This is a genomic window from Blastomonas aquatica (assembly GCF_014639875.1).
GTDB classification, from domain to species: domain Bacteria; phylum Pseudomonadota; class Alphaproteobacteria; order Sphingomonadales; family Sphingomonadaceae; genus Blastomonas; species Blastomonas aquatica.
This window is the reverse complement of sequence record NZ_BMGD01000004.1, coordinates 47306-62894: the sequence shown is the minus strand read 5'-3', so window position 1 is coordinate 62894 and position 15589 is coordinate 47306. Positions and strand designations below refer to the sequence as shown.

At 60.7% G+C, this 15589-nt stretch carries 14 protein-coding genes; 9 read left to right on the top strand and 5 right to left on the bottom strand.

Annotation, left to right across the window (positions count from 1 at the left end; all coding sequences use genetic code 11):
• Nucleotides 1-129: 129 nt before the first annotated feature.
• Complete coding sequence (locus IEW00_RS12110; protein WP_188514679.1) at nucleotides 130-1647, bottom strand: DEAD/DEAH box helicase; 1518 nt, start codon at nucleotides 1645-1647, stop codon at nucleotides 130-132.
• Nucleotides 1648-1780: 133 nt separating this feature from the next.
• Complete coding sequence (locus IEW00_RS12105) at nucleotides 1781-2281, bottom strand: hypothetical protein (RefSeq protein ID WP_188514678.1); 501 nt, start codon at nucleotides 2279-2281, stop codon at nucleotides 1781-1783.
• Between the two features lie 240 nt (nucleotides 2282-2521).
• Here IEW00_RS12105 and IEW00_RS12100 point away from each other — a divergent pair, with 240 nt between their 5' ends.
• The gene (locus IEW00_RS12100) at nucleotides 2522-3958 is read left to right on the top strand and encodes an FAD-binding oxidoreductase (RefSeq protein WP_188514677.1); all 1437 of its coding nucleotides are present in this window, start codon (nucleotides 2522-2524) and stop codon (nucleotides 3956-3958) included.
• 90 nt (nucleotides 3959-4048) lie between these two features.
• A complete protein-coding gene (locus tag IEW00_RS12095; RefSeq protein ID WP_188514676.1) occupies nucleotides 4049-4834 on the top strand; it encodes a SapC family protein in 786 nt (261 codons plus the stop codon).
• Between the two features lie 114 nt (nucleotides 4835-4948).
• Here the strand turns inward: IEW00_RS12095 and IEW00_RS12090 are convergent, their stop codons facing one another.
• Nucleotides 4949-6712: a class I adenylate-forming enzyme family protein gene (locus IEW00_RS12090; RefSeq protein ID WP_188514675.1), complete on the bottom strand. Its 1764-nt coding sequence runs from the start codon at nucleotides 6710-6712 to the stop codon at nucleotides 4949-4951.
• A gap of 292 nt (nucleotides 6713-7004) precedes the next feature.
• On the opposite strand from IEW00_RS12090, the gene IEW00_RS12085 reads away from it, so the two are divergent.
• Both IEW00_RS12085 and IEW00_RS12080 read left to right on the top strand, forming a co-directional pair.
• Nucleotides 7005-7724, top strand: a complete 720-nt coding sequence (locus IEW00_RS12085; protein ID WP_229737006.1) for a Crp/Fnr family transcriptional regulator — start codon at nucleotides 7005-7007, stop codon at nucleotides 7722-7724.
• Nucleotides 7725-7778: 54 nt separating this feature from the next.
• Nucleotides 7779-8882 carry a sensor histidine kinase gene (locus tag IEW00_RS12080; protein WP_188514673.1) on the top strand — a complete coding sequence of 368 codons (1104 nt, stop codon included), beginning with the start codon at nucleotides 7779-7781 and terminating at the stop codon, nucleotides 8880-8882.
• Nucleotides 8883-8952: 70 nt separating this feature from the next.
• On the opposite strand, the gene IEW00_RS12075 is transcribed toward IEW00_RS12080, so the two are convergent.
• Nucleotides 8953-9360, bottom strand: a complete 408-nt coding sequence (locus tag IEW00_RS12075) for a response regulator (RefSeq protein ID WP_188514672.1) — start codon at nucleotides 9358-9360, stop codon at nucleotides 8953-8955.
• 289 nt (nucleotides 9361-9649) lie between these two features.
• On the opposite strand from IEW00_RS12075, the gene IEW00_RS12070 reads away from it, so the two are divergent.
• The 4 genes from IEW00_RS12070 (at nucleotide 9650) to IEW00_RS12055 (ending at nucleotide 13426) form a co-directional block, all read left to right on the top strand.
• The gene (locus tag IEW00_RS12070; protein WP_188514671.1) at nucleotides 9650-11470 is read left to right on the top strand and encodes a DUF885 domain-containing protein; all 1821 of its coding nucleotides are present in this window, start codon (nucleotides 9650-9652) and stop codon (nucleotides 11468-11470) included.
• Nucleotides 11471-11539: 69 nt separating this feature from the next.
• Nucleotides 11540-11830 carry a DUF167 domain-containing protein gene (locus IEW00_RS12065; RefSeq protein ID WP_229737005.1) on the top strand — a complete coding sequence of 97 codons (291 nt, stop codon included), beginning with the start codon at nucleotides 11540-11542 and terminating at the stop codon, nucleotides 11828-11830.
• 124 nt (nucleotides 11831-11954) lie between these two features.
• Nucleotides 11955-12617: a lysophospholipid acyltransferase family protein gene (locus IEW00_RS12060; protein ID WP_229737004.1), complete on the top strand. Its 663-nt coding sequence runs from the start codon at nucleotides 11955-11957 to the stop codon at nucleotides 12615-12617.
• On the top strand, nucleotides 12614-13426 hold the full coding sequence (locus tag IEW00_RS12055; RefSeq protein WP_308419333.1) for a DUF1295 domain-containing protein: 813 nt from the start codon (nucleotides 12614-12616) through the stop codon (nucleotides 13424-13426). Before IEW00_RS12060 ends, IEW00_RS12055 begins: the two co-directional genes overlap by 4 nt.
• Nucleotides 13427-13429: 3 nt before the next feature.
• On the opposite strand, the gene IEW00_RS12050 is transcribed toward IEW00_RS12055, so the two are convergent.
• Entirely contained in the window at nucleotides 13430-14548 is a 1119-nt protein-coding gene (locus IEW00_RS12050) for an endonuclease/exonuclease/phosphatase family protein (protein ID WP_188514670.1), read from the bottom strand.
• A gap of 112 nt (nucleotides 14549-14660) precedes the next feature.
• Between IEW00_RS12050 and IEW00_RS12045 the strand changes: the two genes are divergently transcribed.
• Nucleotides 14661-15578 carry a hypothetical protein gene (locus IEW00_RS12045; RefSeq protein WP_188514669.1) on the top strand — a complete coding sequence of 306 codons (918 nt, stop codon included), beginning with the start codon at nucleotides 14661-14663 and terminating at the stop codon, nucleotides 15576-15578.
• Nucleotides 15579-15589: the final 11 nt, after the last annotated feature.

Sequence of the window (15589 nt, the reverse complement as noted above, 5' to 3'; positions counted from 1 at the left end):
ATTCCCGCGCACGTAGAAATGACAATGTTTTGTGCACCATTCTCACAGACGTGGGGCCTGCGCATGCGCGGGCGTGACGATAGCAAGGGAAATTGATGTGCTGCGTCTGCGGATGTCTCCGCAGCAGCCTCAGCTCTCGCCGAAGCCCACCGACAGGAAGTCCGGCATCGGACCGTTCCAGCCATCATCGGGGCCGTCATTGCGGTCATTCGACCGTCGCGGCTTGGATGCTGACGGACGGCGGTCCTCAGACCGCGGCCGTTCCTCGCGCGGCCGTTCCTCGCGCGGCTGCTTGTCGCGTGACCGTTCTTCCCGAGGCTTGGCTGCGCGAGGTTTGCTTACCCGCGTTTTCTCGCGGACGGGCTGCGCCTCGCGAACATCGACCTCGGTCGGTTCTTCGGCTTTATCTGCGCTCGAACGCTCGTCGCGTGGTGCGCGCGACTTGGCCTCGCCACTCCGGGTGCGACGCCTAGGTGCCCGCTCCTCGGTTGCGCGCGGCTTGGCTGGCTTGGCTTCAGCTACCGCACCACCCGAATCGGCGACAGTGATCTCGGGGATCGTGGTGCCGATCAGCTTTTCGATATTCGCAAGCGCCTCGGCATCTTCTTCGGTGATAAAGGTATAGGCCTTGCCGGTCGCCCCTGCCCGGCCCGTACGGCCGATTCGGTGGACGTAGTCATCCGGATGCCACGGCGCGTCATAGTTGAACACATGGCTGACGCCCTTGATGTCCAATCCGCGCGCGGCGACGTCGGAGGCGACCAGGATGTTGATCGTCCCGTCCTTGAACTTGTCGAGCTCTGCGATCCGGTCGCGCTGTTCCATGTCGCCATGAATCTCGCCCGAGTCGAAACCGCCCTGGCGCAGCGCCTTGTTGAGATCGCGCACCGTGGTCTTGCGGTTGCAGAAGATAATCGCGGTGTGAACACCGGCATCGAGCATCGTGAACAGCGTGTCACGCTTACGGCGCGCCTGAACGCGGACCTTGCCCTGCTCGATCGAGGCGTTGGCGCTCGCGGGCCTTGCGACCTCGATGTACTTGGGACTGGTCAGGAAGCGGTCCGACAGCTTTTTGATCGGCGGTGGCATCGTCGCGGAAAACAGCAGCGTCTGGCGCGTCGCGGGCAGACGGGTGCAGATCGTCTCGATATCGGGAATGAAGCCCATATCGAGCATACGGTCGGCCTCGTCGATCACGAGCAGGCCGCAGCCGGTTAGCAGGATGTTGCCGCGATCGTACAGATCCATCAGGCGGCCCGGAGTTGCGATCAGTACGTCGACGCCCTTTTCGAGGGCCTTGATCTGATCGCCCATCGATACGCCGCCGATCAACAGCGCCATCGAAAGCTTGTGATATTTACCGTATTTGTCGAAGTTTTCCGCGACCTGGGCTGCAAGTTCGCGGGTTGGCTCGAGAATCAGCGAGCGCGGCATCCGCGCACGGCTGCGGCCTTCGCCGAGCACATCGATCATCGGCAGCACAAAGGCGGCGGTCTTGCCAGTGCCGGTCTGCGCGATGCCGATGATATCCTTGCCCATTAGCACAGACGGAATGGCCTGTGCCTGGATTGCGGTCGGGATCGTGTAGCCGGAATCAGTGACCGCCTGGATCAATTCTTCGGAGAGGCCGAGATCGGCAAAATTCATAGAGTATCCAGATAAAGGCAGCAGCGCGGACACCGTTCGTCACGCCATCGATGCAGGGCTAAGGGCCACGGGCGTGCAATGCGGAAACATCGGCCAAAAGTCAACCATTGTGCGTTGATGTGCAAAAGCGCGATCAATCCGCCGGAACCAGTTGCCGCAATCTTTCAACCTCGCATTTGCTTCCTGATCGCGCCTGCAGCAAATCCCGATCCACGCACAGCCGCCCGTCACCGCTGCGCTCCATGTAGAAGCCCTGATAGAATTCGCGTGCGCTGCAGGTCCGTTCGAGCTCTGCTTCGATCATTCGCTGATCGCGCATGAACAGCACCAGAATGTCGTCATTGATGACGCGGACCCCGGTGACATCGCGCATCGCCAGGCATTTTCCCACCTTTCGTCGCTCGAACCGTGGAGGCTCTGGCGGTGGAACGCGCCGAGGCTGGGGCATCGGCAAGAGCGAGGAAGGTGAGAGCGACTGCCGCGGTACCCGGATGATGATCCGCTGTTCGATCCGAACCTGGGCCATCACAGGCGGACTTGGCGCGAGCGCATCGTGCGCTGCGATCGGTATTCCGGAACCCACCGCATTCATCCCTGCGGCGCGTTCTTCGGGAACCGGCACTGACGCCAGCATCAGAAATGCAAAAAAAACGTCAACGTAAACCATGGCCGCGCGCAGCGATCCTCCAGACCCGAATGCTGCACCTGCAGCCACCCCTGCATCCCGGTTAAGCCCGACGATTGAACTGTGCATTAACGCTGCTGCAGATGATCCGGCAAGTTCGAAATAGCTGGAGAGTGTTGCACAGATACAACGATTTTCACCCAATCCATAGCCGTTGTTTGCACCGGATTGGAGGTGTAACAAGCAGGCATGATGGATGCATTCACCCAGCCTGCGCTGCTCGACGATCTCGCCAATGTGTTGGGTCCAAAGGGACTGACCACGGACGTTGCGGATATTGCACCCTGGCTCACAGACTGGCGCGGTCGCTATCATGGAGCGGCACTGGCGATGGTTTCGCCTGCGAACACCGCCGAACTGGCCGAAATCGTCAGGCTTGCGGCGCGCACCGGCACCCCGATCGTGCCACAGGGCGGCAACAGCGGAATGGTCGGTGGAGCCACACCCGATGTGCGCGGCACTGCGCTGCTACTCAGCACCCGGCGGATGAACGCGATCCGTTCGATCGATGCACAGGCCGGGGCGGTGGTGGCAGAGGCAGGAGTCGTGCTGCAGACCCTGCACGAGGCGGTCGCCGCGCAGGGCATGCGCTTTCCTCTCACATTGGGGGGCAAGGGATCAGCCACGGTCGGCGGATTGGTTTCCACCAATGCGGGGGGCACCCAGGTGCTGCGTCATGGCACCATGCGCGCGCTGGTCGAAGGGATCGAGGCGGTCCTGCCCGATGGATCGATTTACGAGGGTCTGGTTACGCTGAAGAAGGACAATCGCGGATACGATCTGAAGCATCTGTTGATCGGAGCCGAAGGGACATTGGGCATCGTTACCGCTGCAACATTGAAGCTGGTCCCTGCCCTGATCGACCGGGTCGTTGTGTGGGCGGGCGTGGAATCGCCACTGGTCGCGCGCCAGTTGCTGCTGATGCTAGAAGCCCGCGCCGGGCGCGAGATGGAAGGCTTCGAGATCGTGCCGCAGCGCTGCCTCACCAACGTTCTGCGTCATGTGCCTGGCACCCGGGCACCCCTCGCCGCCCCCTGCCCCTGGCATGTGTTGATCGAGTTTGCTCGCGACACGCCGTCGGCGCAGGCACCCGAAGACTTTGCCCAGACACTGATGGCCGACGCGTTCGAGCGCGGCCTCTTGCTCGATGCTGCGATATCGACCAGCGAATCGCAGGCCGATGCCTTCTGGAAGCTGCGTGATTCCATTTCGGAGGCCGAGCGGGCCGAAGGACCGGCCATGCAGCACGACATCAGCGTGCCTGTGGCGGCGATGGCGCAGTTCATCATCGATGCGGGCGCGGCGGTGGAGGCGCGGTTCCCTGGCACGCAAGCGGCCGCATTCGGGCATATGGGCGATGGCAACGTGCACTTTCACGTCACGGCGCCAAAGGGAGCAGATGGTCGGCTCTGGTCCAACGGTCCGGGCAAGGAAATCAGTGCCTTCGTCCACGACCTCGTCGTCGCGGCGGGCGGATCAATCTCTGCCGAGCACGGGATCGGGCAGATGAAGCGCGATGAACTTGCGCGACTGAGCGATCCGGCGCGGATCATGGCGATGCAGGCGATCAAGCGCGGTCTCGATCCCAAGGGCATCATGAATCCCGGGAAGTTGATCGCACTGTAAGCGCTGTCCCTCTTGCGCGCGGCTTGCGGGCAACTTAAGGCGCGAGTTCCGAACACCCAACAAGACAACAGTTTCAGCGGAGAAAAGTTCATGGCCAGTGCGCCGCAAGCCAACCGTCTGCCGGTCCTCTTCAACGATCTGGTACCGCTCAATTCCAAGGACCACGCCAAGTTCCGCTCGCGGACCATGGATGGTGCGCACTTCCTCAAGAACCAGCATGCCATTCCGCTCACCGTGGAAGAGTTTCCCGCTGCCCAGCGCCACTACCCGATCATCTTTTCGGCAGGTGCCGAGCCTGTGCCCTTGGCGCTGATGGGAATGAACGAAGGCGTCAACGTGTTCCTCGACGATAACGGCAAGTACCGTCAGCCAGCGTACGTACCGGCCTATATCCGCCGCTATCCCTTTATGCTCGCCCGCCTGCGTCCCGACGCAGAGGAACTGTCGCTCTGCTTCGACCCGACCTGCGAAGCGCTGGGTGAATTCGAAGAGGGCGATGCGCTGTTCGATGGCGACCAGCCGACTGAAACCACCAAGAATATCCTGAAGTTCTGCGAAGATTTCGAACGTGCCGTTCAGGGCACCGCCTTCTTCATGGAAGAACTCAAGAAGCACGACCTGCTGATGGACGGCGAACTCAAGATCGAGCACCAGACGCTGTCGCAGCCGTTCGTCTATCAGGGCTTCCAGATGGTGAATGAAGAAAAGCTGCGTGACATGCGCGGCGATGAACTGCGCAAGCTTAGCCAGAATGGCGCGCTGCCGCTCATCCACGCGCACCTGTTCTCGCTTCAGGTCATGCGCGACCTGTTCGCGCAGCAGGCTGCCGACGGCAAGGTTCCCAACCTTCCCGCACAGGCGACCACCGCCAGCTGATTGCCTGACCCGCCGCTGCATTCTCCTCGATGCGTTCGGGAGACTGCAGCGGCGGGCAGGATCAGTCTTGTTACCGCGCCGGACGGTAATCCGTCCGGCCGCGACACGATCTGGTCAGCCGAACAAGCCCGCCAGATCCTTTTTCAGGATCTTTCCGTTCGCGTTGCGCGGAAGGGTCTCTTCGCAGAACACGATGCGCACCGGCACCTTGAATGCCGCGAGCCGCTCGCGAACCCAGGCCTGCAATTCTGCTTCGCTGGCACTGGTACCCGGTGCCAGATGGACGATGGCGGCGGGTTCCTCGCCCAAAGTCCGGTGCGGAAGACCGATCAGCGCGGCATCGGTGACCGCCGGATGATCATACAGCGCGTTTTCGACCTCTGATGAGTAGATATTCTCGCCGCCGCGGATGATCATGTCTTTGGCGCGGTCGACGATATAGCAGAAGCCTTCGCCATCCAGCCGGGCAAGATCGCCGGTGCGGACCCAGCCATCGACAAAGGTTGCTGCGGTTGCTTCCGGCTTGTTCCAATAGCCCTTCACGATCTGCGGACCGCGCGCCCACAGCTCGCCGACCTCCCCCACCGGCATCTCGGTCACACCATCAGCATCGACGATCTTGAGATCGCACACCGGCACCGCCGGTCCGCAGCTGTCTGGACGGTTAAGATAATCTTCTGCGGTATGGCTCGTCACAGTCGCCATCGTCTCGGTCATGCCCCAGCCATTGCCAGGCAGCGCGCCAAAGACTTCGCGGATCTTGCGAACGAGTTCGGGCGCTGACGGCGCGCCGCCATAAGAGATCGATTTGAGCGAACTCAGGTCGTATTTGTCCCGGTCTGGATGCTCGATCAGCTGCCAGGCGATCGTCGGAACTCCCCCGGTAGCCGTGACGCGCTCGCGTTCGATAATCTCCAGAGCCTTTTGCGGATCCCATTTGTGCATGAATACCATGGTCGAGCCGCCGAACATGATCCCGGTCATCCCCGCGCTGCAGGCAGTGACGTGGAACAGCGGAATGACTGTCAGCATCACCGCAGGCTCCGGCGTTGGTGGCGCCTCGCCCCGGCGCAGGCATGATCGCACCCCGGCATAGGCGGAGGTCATGATGTTGGTGGTCATATTGCGGTGGCTGCCCAGCGCGCCCTTGGGGTTCCCCGTGGTGCCGCTGGTGTAAAAGATCGTGGCGGCGTCATCGGGGTGGATGTCGGTGACCGGCAGATCGGCATCGGCCAGTTCCCCATACGCCGGCGGTGACCCGACCACGTCCTCAAGACGGGTGGCGCGATCGGGCAGGCCTCCGGTGCTGCGGCTGATCAGCATGGCCTGCAAAGATGAAAGGTCATCGAGATGCGGCATGATCCGGTCGAGCCTTTCGGCATCGGCTATCAGCAGTTTCGCGCCTGAATCCGCGATGCCATATGCCAGTTCGCCGCCCGTCCACCACGCATTGAGCGGCACAGCGATCGCGCCGATGCTGACGATCGCAAAGAACGCCACCGGCCATTCGGGGAGGTTGCGCATCGCCAGCGCCACCCGGTCACCCTTGGCGATGCCCACAGCACGAAGATGGTCGGCCAAAGTTGCGGTAGCGCGAAACCAGCTTTCGTAGCTGACCCGCTCGTCTTCGTAGACCACGAAGGTCTTGTCGCCATGCCCCCGCGCAATCTGCGCCAGCGCAGCCAGGCTGGGTGGTGCGTACTTCCAGCATCTTGTCGCGATCCCGTCGATCTCGATCGTTTCCATCTCGAAGGGCTGGCCCGCCGCACACAGCATCGCCTCGATCTGTGGCAGCGCCATTGCTGGCCAACCGGCAGGAGCGGTCCACGCATCAATGTCGCGGTCTTCTGGTGGAATTGCGGTTTCCGTAAGCGTCATGGCAGAGCGATCCTCTCAGAGCGTTTTCTTGTCTTGCGATAACACTATGCAAATGAATGCGCGGCGCAATCATTGAATTTCAGGATCGGTTTTCAACGCTATGCGTTGTGCACAATTGGTGATGTGCTGTCTTTATAACATGTGTTAATTTACTGTTTTTACTGGATAATTAATCTCAAGTACCATAACGCGGCCATCGCCGAGCATGAGTTTGAAAATCAATTTACGGACATGACGGCACGTTGCCTCCTGTCCACGCCGCAGGAGGCCAACCTTGTTCGACAGCTGTTTCGTGGCCCGTCTCAAACGTTATCTCGATCTCACACCCTCTGAACGCGAGGCGATTGCCGGTCTTGAGCGTGATCCAAAAATCTATCCGGCGGGCACCGTTTTGTGGACAGAGGGCGACGATGTCACCGAATTGATGATCGTTCATCAAGGCTGGGCACTGTCCGAGACCCGATTGACCAGCGGCAGGCGCCAGATTCTGCGTTTCCATTTCAGCGGCGATATGATTGGAGCGTCCGGCATCGCATTTCGCGATGCGCCATCGAGCATCGTGGCGGCAACTGACATGACGGTTTGCCGGTTCCCAAGGCAAGCCCTTGGCGAAACATTTGCTGCACACCCGCGTCTGGCAGCCTTGTTCTTCTCCATCAGCCAAATGGAAAGCATCGACCTGTCCGATCGACTGCGCTCGCTTGGCCGGAGCGACGGCAAGGCCAGATTGGCCAACCTGTTCCTTTCGATCTCCGCCAGAATGCGCGCGGTCACCGGGGAGCATAACCCGGTGGTGCGCATTCCGCTGACACAGACCGATCTGGGTGATGCGGTCGGTTTGACGCAGGTCCATGTCAATCGCCTGATCCGGCAGATGACCGAGGAAAAATTGATCACCCGTAACCGAGCCACGGTAACCTTGGTCGATGAAGCTGGATTGGTCGATCTTGCCCGGTTCATAGATCGGTTTGGTACGCTGGATTCCAGCTGGTTCCCACCCGCCAACACATAACCTGTCATGATCCCATTTGTTGGGTTGCGGTGATGCCCGCTAGAAAGTCCTTCTATGTCTGAACTCGATTTCCTGTCGCGTGCCTTTGGTTTCGGCTCTGTTTTGGAACAGGGTTCGGCTGAGACCGGTGCGTCCGTTCTGTCAGCGCGTGACGCAATGCTGCGAATGAACTCCGCGTTTCGGATCCTGACCGATGCCATGCCACAAATGGTCTGGTCCACGCTTCCCGACGGATTTCACGATTACTATAACGCACGCTGGTACGAGTTTACCGGGGTGCCTGGCGGATCGACCGATGGCGATGCGTGGAATGATGTCTTCCACCCCGACGATCAGGACCATGCCCGGGCCACCTGGCAGCGGTCGCTGCAAACCGGCGAGCCTTATGAAATCACCTATCGGCTCTGGCACCACAGTGGTGATTACCGTTGGACGCTGGGTCGCGCGCTACCGTTGCGCAACGAGCAAGGCGAGATCGTCCGGTGGATCGGAACCTGCACCGACATCCATCAAGCCAAGATGATGGCCGAGGAAAACGAGGTGTTGAGCCGCGAGCTGAGCCATCGGATCAAGAACATTTTTGCAGTGGTCAATGGCCTAATCAGCATGTCGGCGCGGCAGAGCCCCGAGTTGAAACCGCTTGCTGCCGAACTGCAGGAGCGGATTGCCGCTCTGGGCCGAGCGCATGAGTTTGCACGACCGCACAGCGAGCAATCGCGGCCGGTATCGATTGCCACAGACTTACAGGGGCTGCTCACCGAAATTTTGCGGGCCTATTCCGCGCTTGGCGAAGGCCGGTTGGTTATCTCGGGCGACAACCCGCAAATTGATGACCGCAGTGCGACGCCCATCGCTCTGGTGTTTCACGAGCTCGCCACAAATTCTGCAAAGTATGGAGGTTTATCGGCTGCGCTTGGCAAGGTGACGATCAAAATCGCCCAGCACGACACCGACGTGGTGATCAACTGGATCGAGCGCGACGGGCCAATCGTGAGCGGCGAACCGACCGAAACCGGGTTTGGAACGCGGTTGGTTCAGCTGGCGATCACCCAGCAGCTTGCCGGGGCGATCGAACGTCACTGGCTATCTGAAGGATTGCGTGTCGACATGCGCATCTCTTCCGCGCGCCTGCGCCGCGCCGAGGGCGCACCGGTTTGATGTAGCTGCCAACGGGTTGCTCGAAAATCGGCGGAAGTCCCGACGGAGGTGTTCTGCGCAGATTACGCGATCAAGCTTCCAGCAGGGTGAGACATGGCGGCGGCGTCGGAGTGCTGCGTCCGTCGCGGGCTGCCACGGCAAATTCGACCGCTTCGACCACCTGGCGCGTGTCCACAGGCTTGATCATCACCCCCAGCGCACCGGGTATCGGCTTGTCGATCTGGCGAGGGTTCGCGGTCACGAAGATCACCGTACAACCGATTTCGCGCCCCAGCCAGGCACCGATCGCGGGGCCCGTGGCGCCATCGCATAGGTTGATGTCCACCAGCGCCACGCCAGGCTTGCGCTCTGCAAGCTGCATGGCCGATGTCCAGTCATCCCCCACGCCAATCACGTCGTGCCCGGCATCTTCCAACCCGACTTGCATGTCGAGCGCGACGAGGAATTCGTCTTCAATGATAAGGATGCGGGCACTCATGATATTGGTTTTTCAAAACTTTCGTTTGCAGCCCCCAATGGGCAGCGCTTGGAACATCAAACCACCGGTGGGCCATAAAGTTTCATAGATAAATTGATCCAAGTTAATCGCGAGGCTCGATCCATCGCGTTTCGCGGTTGAGAATTCTACAAATCGGCCGCTAGTGTCGACCAACGCGATAACGGCGCAATTGCTGCGCGGCTAATCGCGTGTTAGCGCAGACGCATCCGCGAAAACCCGCATTTTGCGCTTGCGCCACCCTCATTGTGACCTGGAAGGTTCCACATCTATGCCGTCGTTCCGTCAAACAATTCTCCTGCTCGCCGGTGCCGCCATGGCGGCGCCGCTGTCGCTTGCGCCGGCTAGTGCTCAGCCAACGGCCCAAGCTGCCCCGCAGACTGAAGATGCACGGCTCAATGCGCTGTTCGCGGCAGACGACGAAGCGCAGATGAAGCGCAATCCGATCGGCGGGCTTTTCCGCGGCGACCTGCGCTATGCCGACCGGCTCGGCGACTATGTCTCCGATGAATATTACGCTGCGGAACGTCAGGCGGCAGAGGCCAATCTGGCGGCGCTGGCCGGAATCAATCGCGGCGAGCTGACGCCGACCAACCAGATTGCTTATGACATCTTCACCCGTAACCAGAAGGATACCCTCAAGGGTCTTTCGCCGGAATACCTGCCGCTTACGGCGGTCCGTCCGCTTAATCACTTTTTCGGATTTCATACCTTCTACCCCAATTTCGCATCGGGAACCGGCACCGCGCCATTCAAGACCGTGGTCGATTACGAAAACAACCTGAAGCGCCACAAGGAGTTCATCGTCCTGCTCGACCGGTCGATCGACCGTTTCAAGCAAGGTCAGGCCTCGGGCGTTTTCGAAACCAAGCTGACCATCCGCAACGTGATCGAGCAACTCGACACCCAGCTCAAGCAGGCCCCGGAAGTTTCGCCATATTACGGTCCGATCAAGGTGTTGCCGGCTGATTTCAGCGACGCGGACAAGGCGCGGTTTACGGCGGAGTATAGCCGGGTCATCACCGATGAAATCTACCCCGCCTACAAGCGGCTGCGCGACTATCTGGCCAATGAGTATCTTCAGGATGCGCGCGAGGGCGTGGGCCTGAAATACATGAAGGGCGGCGAAAAGCTCTATGCCTATCTGATCGAGCAGACGACCACGCTGCCGCTGACCGCCGACGAAGTTCACAATCTGGGGCTCAGCGAGGTCAAGCGCATCCTTACCGAGATGGAATCGGTCAAGGCGGAGGTTGCCTTCAAGGGGACGCTTCCGGAGTTCTTCAACCACATTCGCACCGACGCGAAATTCAAGCCCGAAAGCCGCGCCGGCCTGACTCAGAGCTATTACGACATCGGCAAGAAGGTCGATGCGCAGATCTCGACGCAGTTTAAGGTGCTGCCGATCACCCCGCTCGAGATCCGGCCCTATGAGGAATTCCGTGAGAAGTTCGAGGCTGGTGGCAGTTACCAGTCGGGCAACCCCGATGGGTCGCGCCCCGGAATCTTCTATTTCAACGCGTATGATCTGCCCAGTCGGACGACCCCGGGCATTACCACTTTGTATCTGCACGAGGGCGCGCCGGGCCACCATTTCCAGATCAGCCTGGCGCAAGAAAACGAGGCTTTGCCAGCGTTCATGCGCTTTGGCGGCAACACTGCCTATGTCGAGGGTTGGGCGTTGTATTCGGAAAAACTGGGCTATCCGATGGGCCTGTTCACCGACCCTTATCAGCGCTTCGGCCATCTCGATGACGAGATGCTGCGCGCAATGCGTTTGGTGGTCGATACCGGTATCCACTCCAAGGGATGGACCCGCGAACAGGCGATCAAGTACATGCTCGACAATTCGTCGATGGGTGAAACCGACGCCACCGCCGAAGTCGAGCGCTATATCGCTATCCCGAGCCAGGCGCTGGCCTACAAGATCGGAGCGCTGACCATTCAGCGGCTGAAGGCGAAGGCCGAAGCCGAACTGGGCGCAAAGTTCGATCCGCGTGAGTTCCACGATCAGGTGCTGAACACCGGCGCGCTGCCGATGAGCGTGCTGGAAGAGAAGATCAACCGCTGGATCGTCGCCTCCAAGGGGTAATCAAGGCTGACTGATCAACCCCTGACCGCAATTGACCCTCCCCCGCCCTGGCGCACCGCGCCGGGCGGGGTGATCATTGCGGTTCGGGCAACGCCCCGCGCAAGCCGCAGCCAGATCGCCGGGATCGGGCACGACGCAGATGGCCGTTCCGTGCTGGCGGTCCGCATCGCAGCGCCGCCTTCTGAAGGCGCGGCCAACGCCGCCCTTGTCGATCTGCTCGCATCGGCGCTTGCGCAGCGCAAGCGCGACGTCACCATCCAATCGGGCGAAACCGGACGCAACAAGCAGGTCCATGTCGCGGGCGACAGCGAAAAGCTGATCACCCGGCTGATTGCCCTGACCGAACCATTAAAAAGCTGACGGGCGAGCAAACCGGCACCAAGCCAACATAGATCAATACCATTTGCGTGCCTGCCGCATCTTATGCTCTGACTGTCCCGTAACTGGCCCGAATGGGCAGACAGCGGGGGGCGTTGCGGGGATCATGGAAGTTGAATACCAAGCGTGGCCGCCGCGCACCGGTGGTCGTGCGCCCACGATCTTGTCCCGCCTGGTTCGCAGGGCACTGCTTCTGCTTTATCGTAGCCATGGCTGGCGCGCTGAAGGCGACGTGCCCGAACCGCGCCGCTTCGTGATCATCGCTGCGCCGCACACCAGCAACTGGGATTTCCTGTACTTTCTGGGGCTAACGACCGACCTGGGTGTCAAGGCACACTTCATGGCCAAGACCTCGCTGTTCCGCTGGCCATTGGGACGGTTCATGCGCGACATGGGCGGAGTTCCTGTGGAACGCAGCTATAACCGTGGCCAGGTGCAGCAAATGGTCGAAGAATTTTCCCGGCGGGATGAGTTCATGCTGACGATCGCACCGGAGGGCACGCGCGGCAGCGTCCGCCAGTGGCGCACCGGCTTCTATCAGATCGCCCTTGCCGCGCGCGTTCCACTGGTCTGCGGGCTGATGGACTATGGCCGCAAGGTCGGCGGGCTGGGCCCCGCCATCATGCCCACGGGCGACTATGCCGAGGACATGAAAAAGATCATGGAATACTATTCCAGCGTGACCCCGCGTCACCCCGAGCGTGCGGGTAACGAGATTATCGAGGCCAGCCAGATCTGGGACAGCCAAAGCAAGGACAGCTATCTGTGATCCTTCCATTGACCGAAGCCATCCCGTTGCTGCTCCACAATCTGGTGCTGATCTTTGGCGTGATGATCCTGTTGTGGATCGTCGCCGTGGCGATCAAGGACGTGTCTTTCATCGATGCGGTCTGGCCGATGGGTATGGTGCTGCTCGCGGCGGTCAGTTTCTGGCTCGCCAATGCCGCATCACCCGCGTCGCTGCTGTTGCTGGCGCTGACGACCGCCTGGGGCGTGCGACTGGGTTTGCACCTGTTCGTGCGCTGGCGGCGTAACGGGGTCGACCCGCGGTATGCCAAGATCATCGCATCCGCGAAGGAGAAAAAGGGTTGGAGCTTTGCCAAGACCGCACTGCTGCAGGTGTTCCTGGTCCAGGGTCCATTGCTGTTCATGGTGTGCCTGTCCGCCCAACTGGGTATCTGGCGCGGCGGCGAGGCTGGCGCACTGGCAATGGCTGGAACGATCATCGCAATCATCGGCATCGCCTTCGAAACGGTTGGCGATCTGCAACTCGAACGCTTCCGTGCCAGCCCGGCCAACATGGGCAAAGTCCTCAATACCGGCCTGTGGCGCTACACCCGCCACCCGAATTACTTCGGTGATGCGTGCACCTGGTGGGGCATTTGGCTGGTAGCGCTGTCGACCGGCTGGGACATCGGCCTTGCCAGCCTGATCGGGCCGGTGTTCCTCAACTTCACGTTGGTGAAGTGGAGCGGCGCAGCGATGCTCGAACGAGGACTGAAGAAAACGCGGCCCGATTATGCAGATTACATTGCGCGAACGTCCCCATTCTTACCACTACCACCCAGGCGGCGTTGAAAATCACACCGGACAGAGCGGCATCGCTTGGTCGATGATCGGCTGCGAAGCCTGCCAACGCAACTCATAGGTGACCAGCAAACCGTCATGATCTGAAAGACGCTCCGCGTTCAGCCCATCGAACATCGCCTCGATCTCAACGGGAATGATCCGCACTGAGATGCCATCATCAAAGGCCTGCAGGTCTTGGGTATCCAACCAAGGCTCGTCCCCGTCGAATGACATTTTGACCGCGCATACCAGTGGCTGGCTCACGCAAAATTCATGGACGATGGTATAGGGCTGCGCGGTTGCAAACGCTTCGAACCGTGCCGGGTCGCCGCGCATGTTGAAATCACCCCCGATAATCAGCGGAGCAGACGGATCCCGAACCCGGCTCAGCAACAGAGCGTTTTCTTCGATCTGGTATCCATGCGCCTTGCGGGCGCGGTCGAGTGGCACCCGGGCTGCACGTTGCGAGTTGAGGTGTGTCGTCATCAGCACCAAAGACCCGGGCACACCCGCTATGCTCAGCTCTGCTGCAAGCGCCCCTTTGTTGGCGAGGCAATCAAAACCTGCACAGGCACGCTGCGAAAATGGCTCAGCTGCCAGCACCGAAAGCGGCAGATCGGACGCAATGTACAGGCCACTGTTCAGAAATCGACCGAACCGCTCGCCTTTCTTCCGTTTGCGGGCTTGTTCGAACGAACGCTCGATCTCGGCCCCTGGCGCAGCACGATTCGTGCGCCGACCTGGGCCCGAAACAATATTAGCATATCCTGCTATCGCCAGAACATCACGGGCATGCGGGGTGAATGCTTCCTGCAGCATAACGACGTCCGGTCCGCTGCCGTTGCCTCGCAAGGTTTTGAGGGTTTCACCGATCCTCCGCAGGGAATCGCTGCGGTTCCTGCGCGCGGGCCACGGAAGGCCTTCGACATTGTAAATCAGCACCCGCAGGCGGACGGCCTGTTCCCCCTGCTCAAAAGTGCGCACTTGAGGAAGCGCAGCGGGGTTCACACAGTACGCTGTACGGTCCAGCATTCGGCTGCTGGCACACGCGCCAAGCGCAAAAACCAAGCTGGCAAGCCCAGCAAGACGAACCGATTTCATGATCTTCAGGCGGTTGGGTGCTAACGGCATGGATTCCTGTTAGAATCGCTCCTCTGGCGGCGCAACCATTCAAGGCTAACGCATCATTAAATGTTGCGCTGTACTCTGATCTCCAACAGCAGTAGCAGACGGCGCGCATTTCATGACCAAACCTCTCGAAGATGTAACTGCAATGATCGCGCAGACGCGCGCGCTAGGGGCGGACGAAACGCTCGCATTGCGGCGCACGGTCTGGCCTGACGGCGAGATCAGTGCGGCCGAGGCCGACATCCTGTTCGAACTCAACCGGGTCAGCAGCGAGCCCAGCCGCGAATGGGTCGATTTCTTCGTCGAAGCGATCACCGCCTATCTGGTCGAACAGGCCGAACCGCGCGGCTATGTCAGCGAGGAGAATGCCGCATGGCTGATGCAGGCGATCGACCATGACGGCAAGGTCGATACGCTGGCCGAACTCGAGCTTTTGGTGAAGGTGATCGAGCGCGCCGAGAACGTACCTGAGAATTTGAAATCCTATGCATTGAAGCAGGTCAGGCATGCCGTGCTCCACGGCGAAGGCCCTACCCGCCAGGGCGGCAGCCTGAAATCCGGCAGCATCGGCACCGCCGAGGTGCGCCTGCTGCGCCGGGTCCTCTACGCCGCAGGTGGGGCAGCGCCCGCGCACATCAACCGCGACGAAGCCGCGCTGCTGTTCGAAATCAAGGATGCCACGCTAGCGGGCAGCAACGCGCCAGAGTGGCAGACACTGTTCGTCCAGGCGGTCAGCCTGCATCTGCTCACCGACCAGCGCTTCCGGGCGCTCAGCCGCCAGGATGCGGCACGGCTGCATGCATTTATGGAAGACACCTCGCCGGGCATCGGCAGCTTCCTTGGCCGGATGGCAGGTGCGCTGGTCAGCGGCGCGCCGATCGAGCTGTTGCGTGAATCCGAGCCCGAAGCGGCGGCAGCCCACGATGCGCCGCTCTCCGCCAACGAACAGGACTGGGTCCAGGCGATGGTCGATGGCGATGGCCAGCTCGATCCACTCGAACGCGCGCTGCTCAAGGCACTCGCCCAGGGCTGAGCATCGCCTTT

What these genes read in the sequence shown, in the direction of transcription:
- IEW00_RS12095 (WP_188514676.1), top strand. Translation starts at nt 4,049, where the DNA reads ATGGCCAGTGCGCCGCAAGCCAACCGTCTGCCGGTCCTCTTCAACGAT.
- IEW00_RS12045 (WP_188514669.1), top strand. Translation starts at nt 14,661, where the DNA reads ATGACCAAACCTCTCGAAGATGTAACTGCAATGATCGCGCAGACGCGC.
- IEW00_RS12105 (WP_188514678.1), bottom strand. Translation starts at nt 2,281, where the DNA reads ATGCTGGCGTCAGTGCCGGTTCCCGAAGAACGCGCCGCAGGGATGAAT.
- IEW00_RS12090 (WP_188514675.1), bottom strand. Translation starts at nt 6,712, where the DNA reads ATGACGCTTACGGAAACCGCAATTCCACCAGAAGACCGCGACATTGAT.
- IEW00_RS12050 (WP_188514670.1), bottom strand. Translation starts at nt 14,548, where the DNA reads ATGCCGTTAGCACCCAACCGCCTGAAGATCATGAAATCGGTTCGTCTT.
- IEW00_RS12110 (WP_188514679.1), bottom strand. Translation starts at nt 1,647, where the DNA reads ATGAATTTTGCCGATCTCGGCCTCTCCGAAGAATTGATCCAGGCGGTC.
- IEW00_RS12100 (WP_188514677.1), top strand. Translation starts at nt 2,522, where the DNA reads ATGATGGATGCATTCACCCAGCCTGCGCTGCTCGACGATCTCGCCAAT.
- IEW00_RS12075 (WP_188514672.1), bottom strand. Translation starts at nt 9,360, where the DNA reads ATGAGTGCCCGCATCCTTATCATTGAAGACGAATTCCTCGTCGCGCTC.
- IEW00_RS12080 (WP_188514673.1), top strand. Translation starts at nt 7,779, where the DNA reads ATGTCTGAACTCGATTTCCTGTCGCGTGCCTTTGGTTTCGGCTCTGTT.
- IEW00_RS12070 (WP_188514671.1), top strand. Translation starts at nt 9,650, where the DNA reads ATGCCGTCGTTCCGTCAAACAATTCTCCTGCTCGCCGGTGCCGCCATG.
- IEW00_RS12060 (WP_229737004.1), top strand. Translation starts at nt 11,955, where the DNA reads ATGGAAGTTGAATACCAAGCGTGGCCGCCGCGCACCGGTGGTCGTGCG.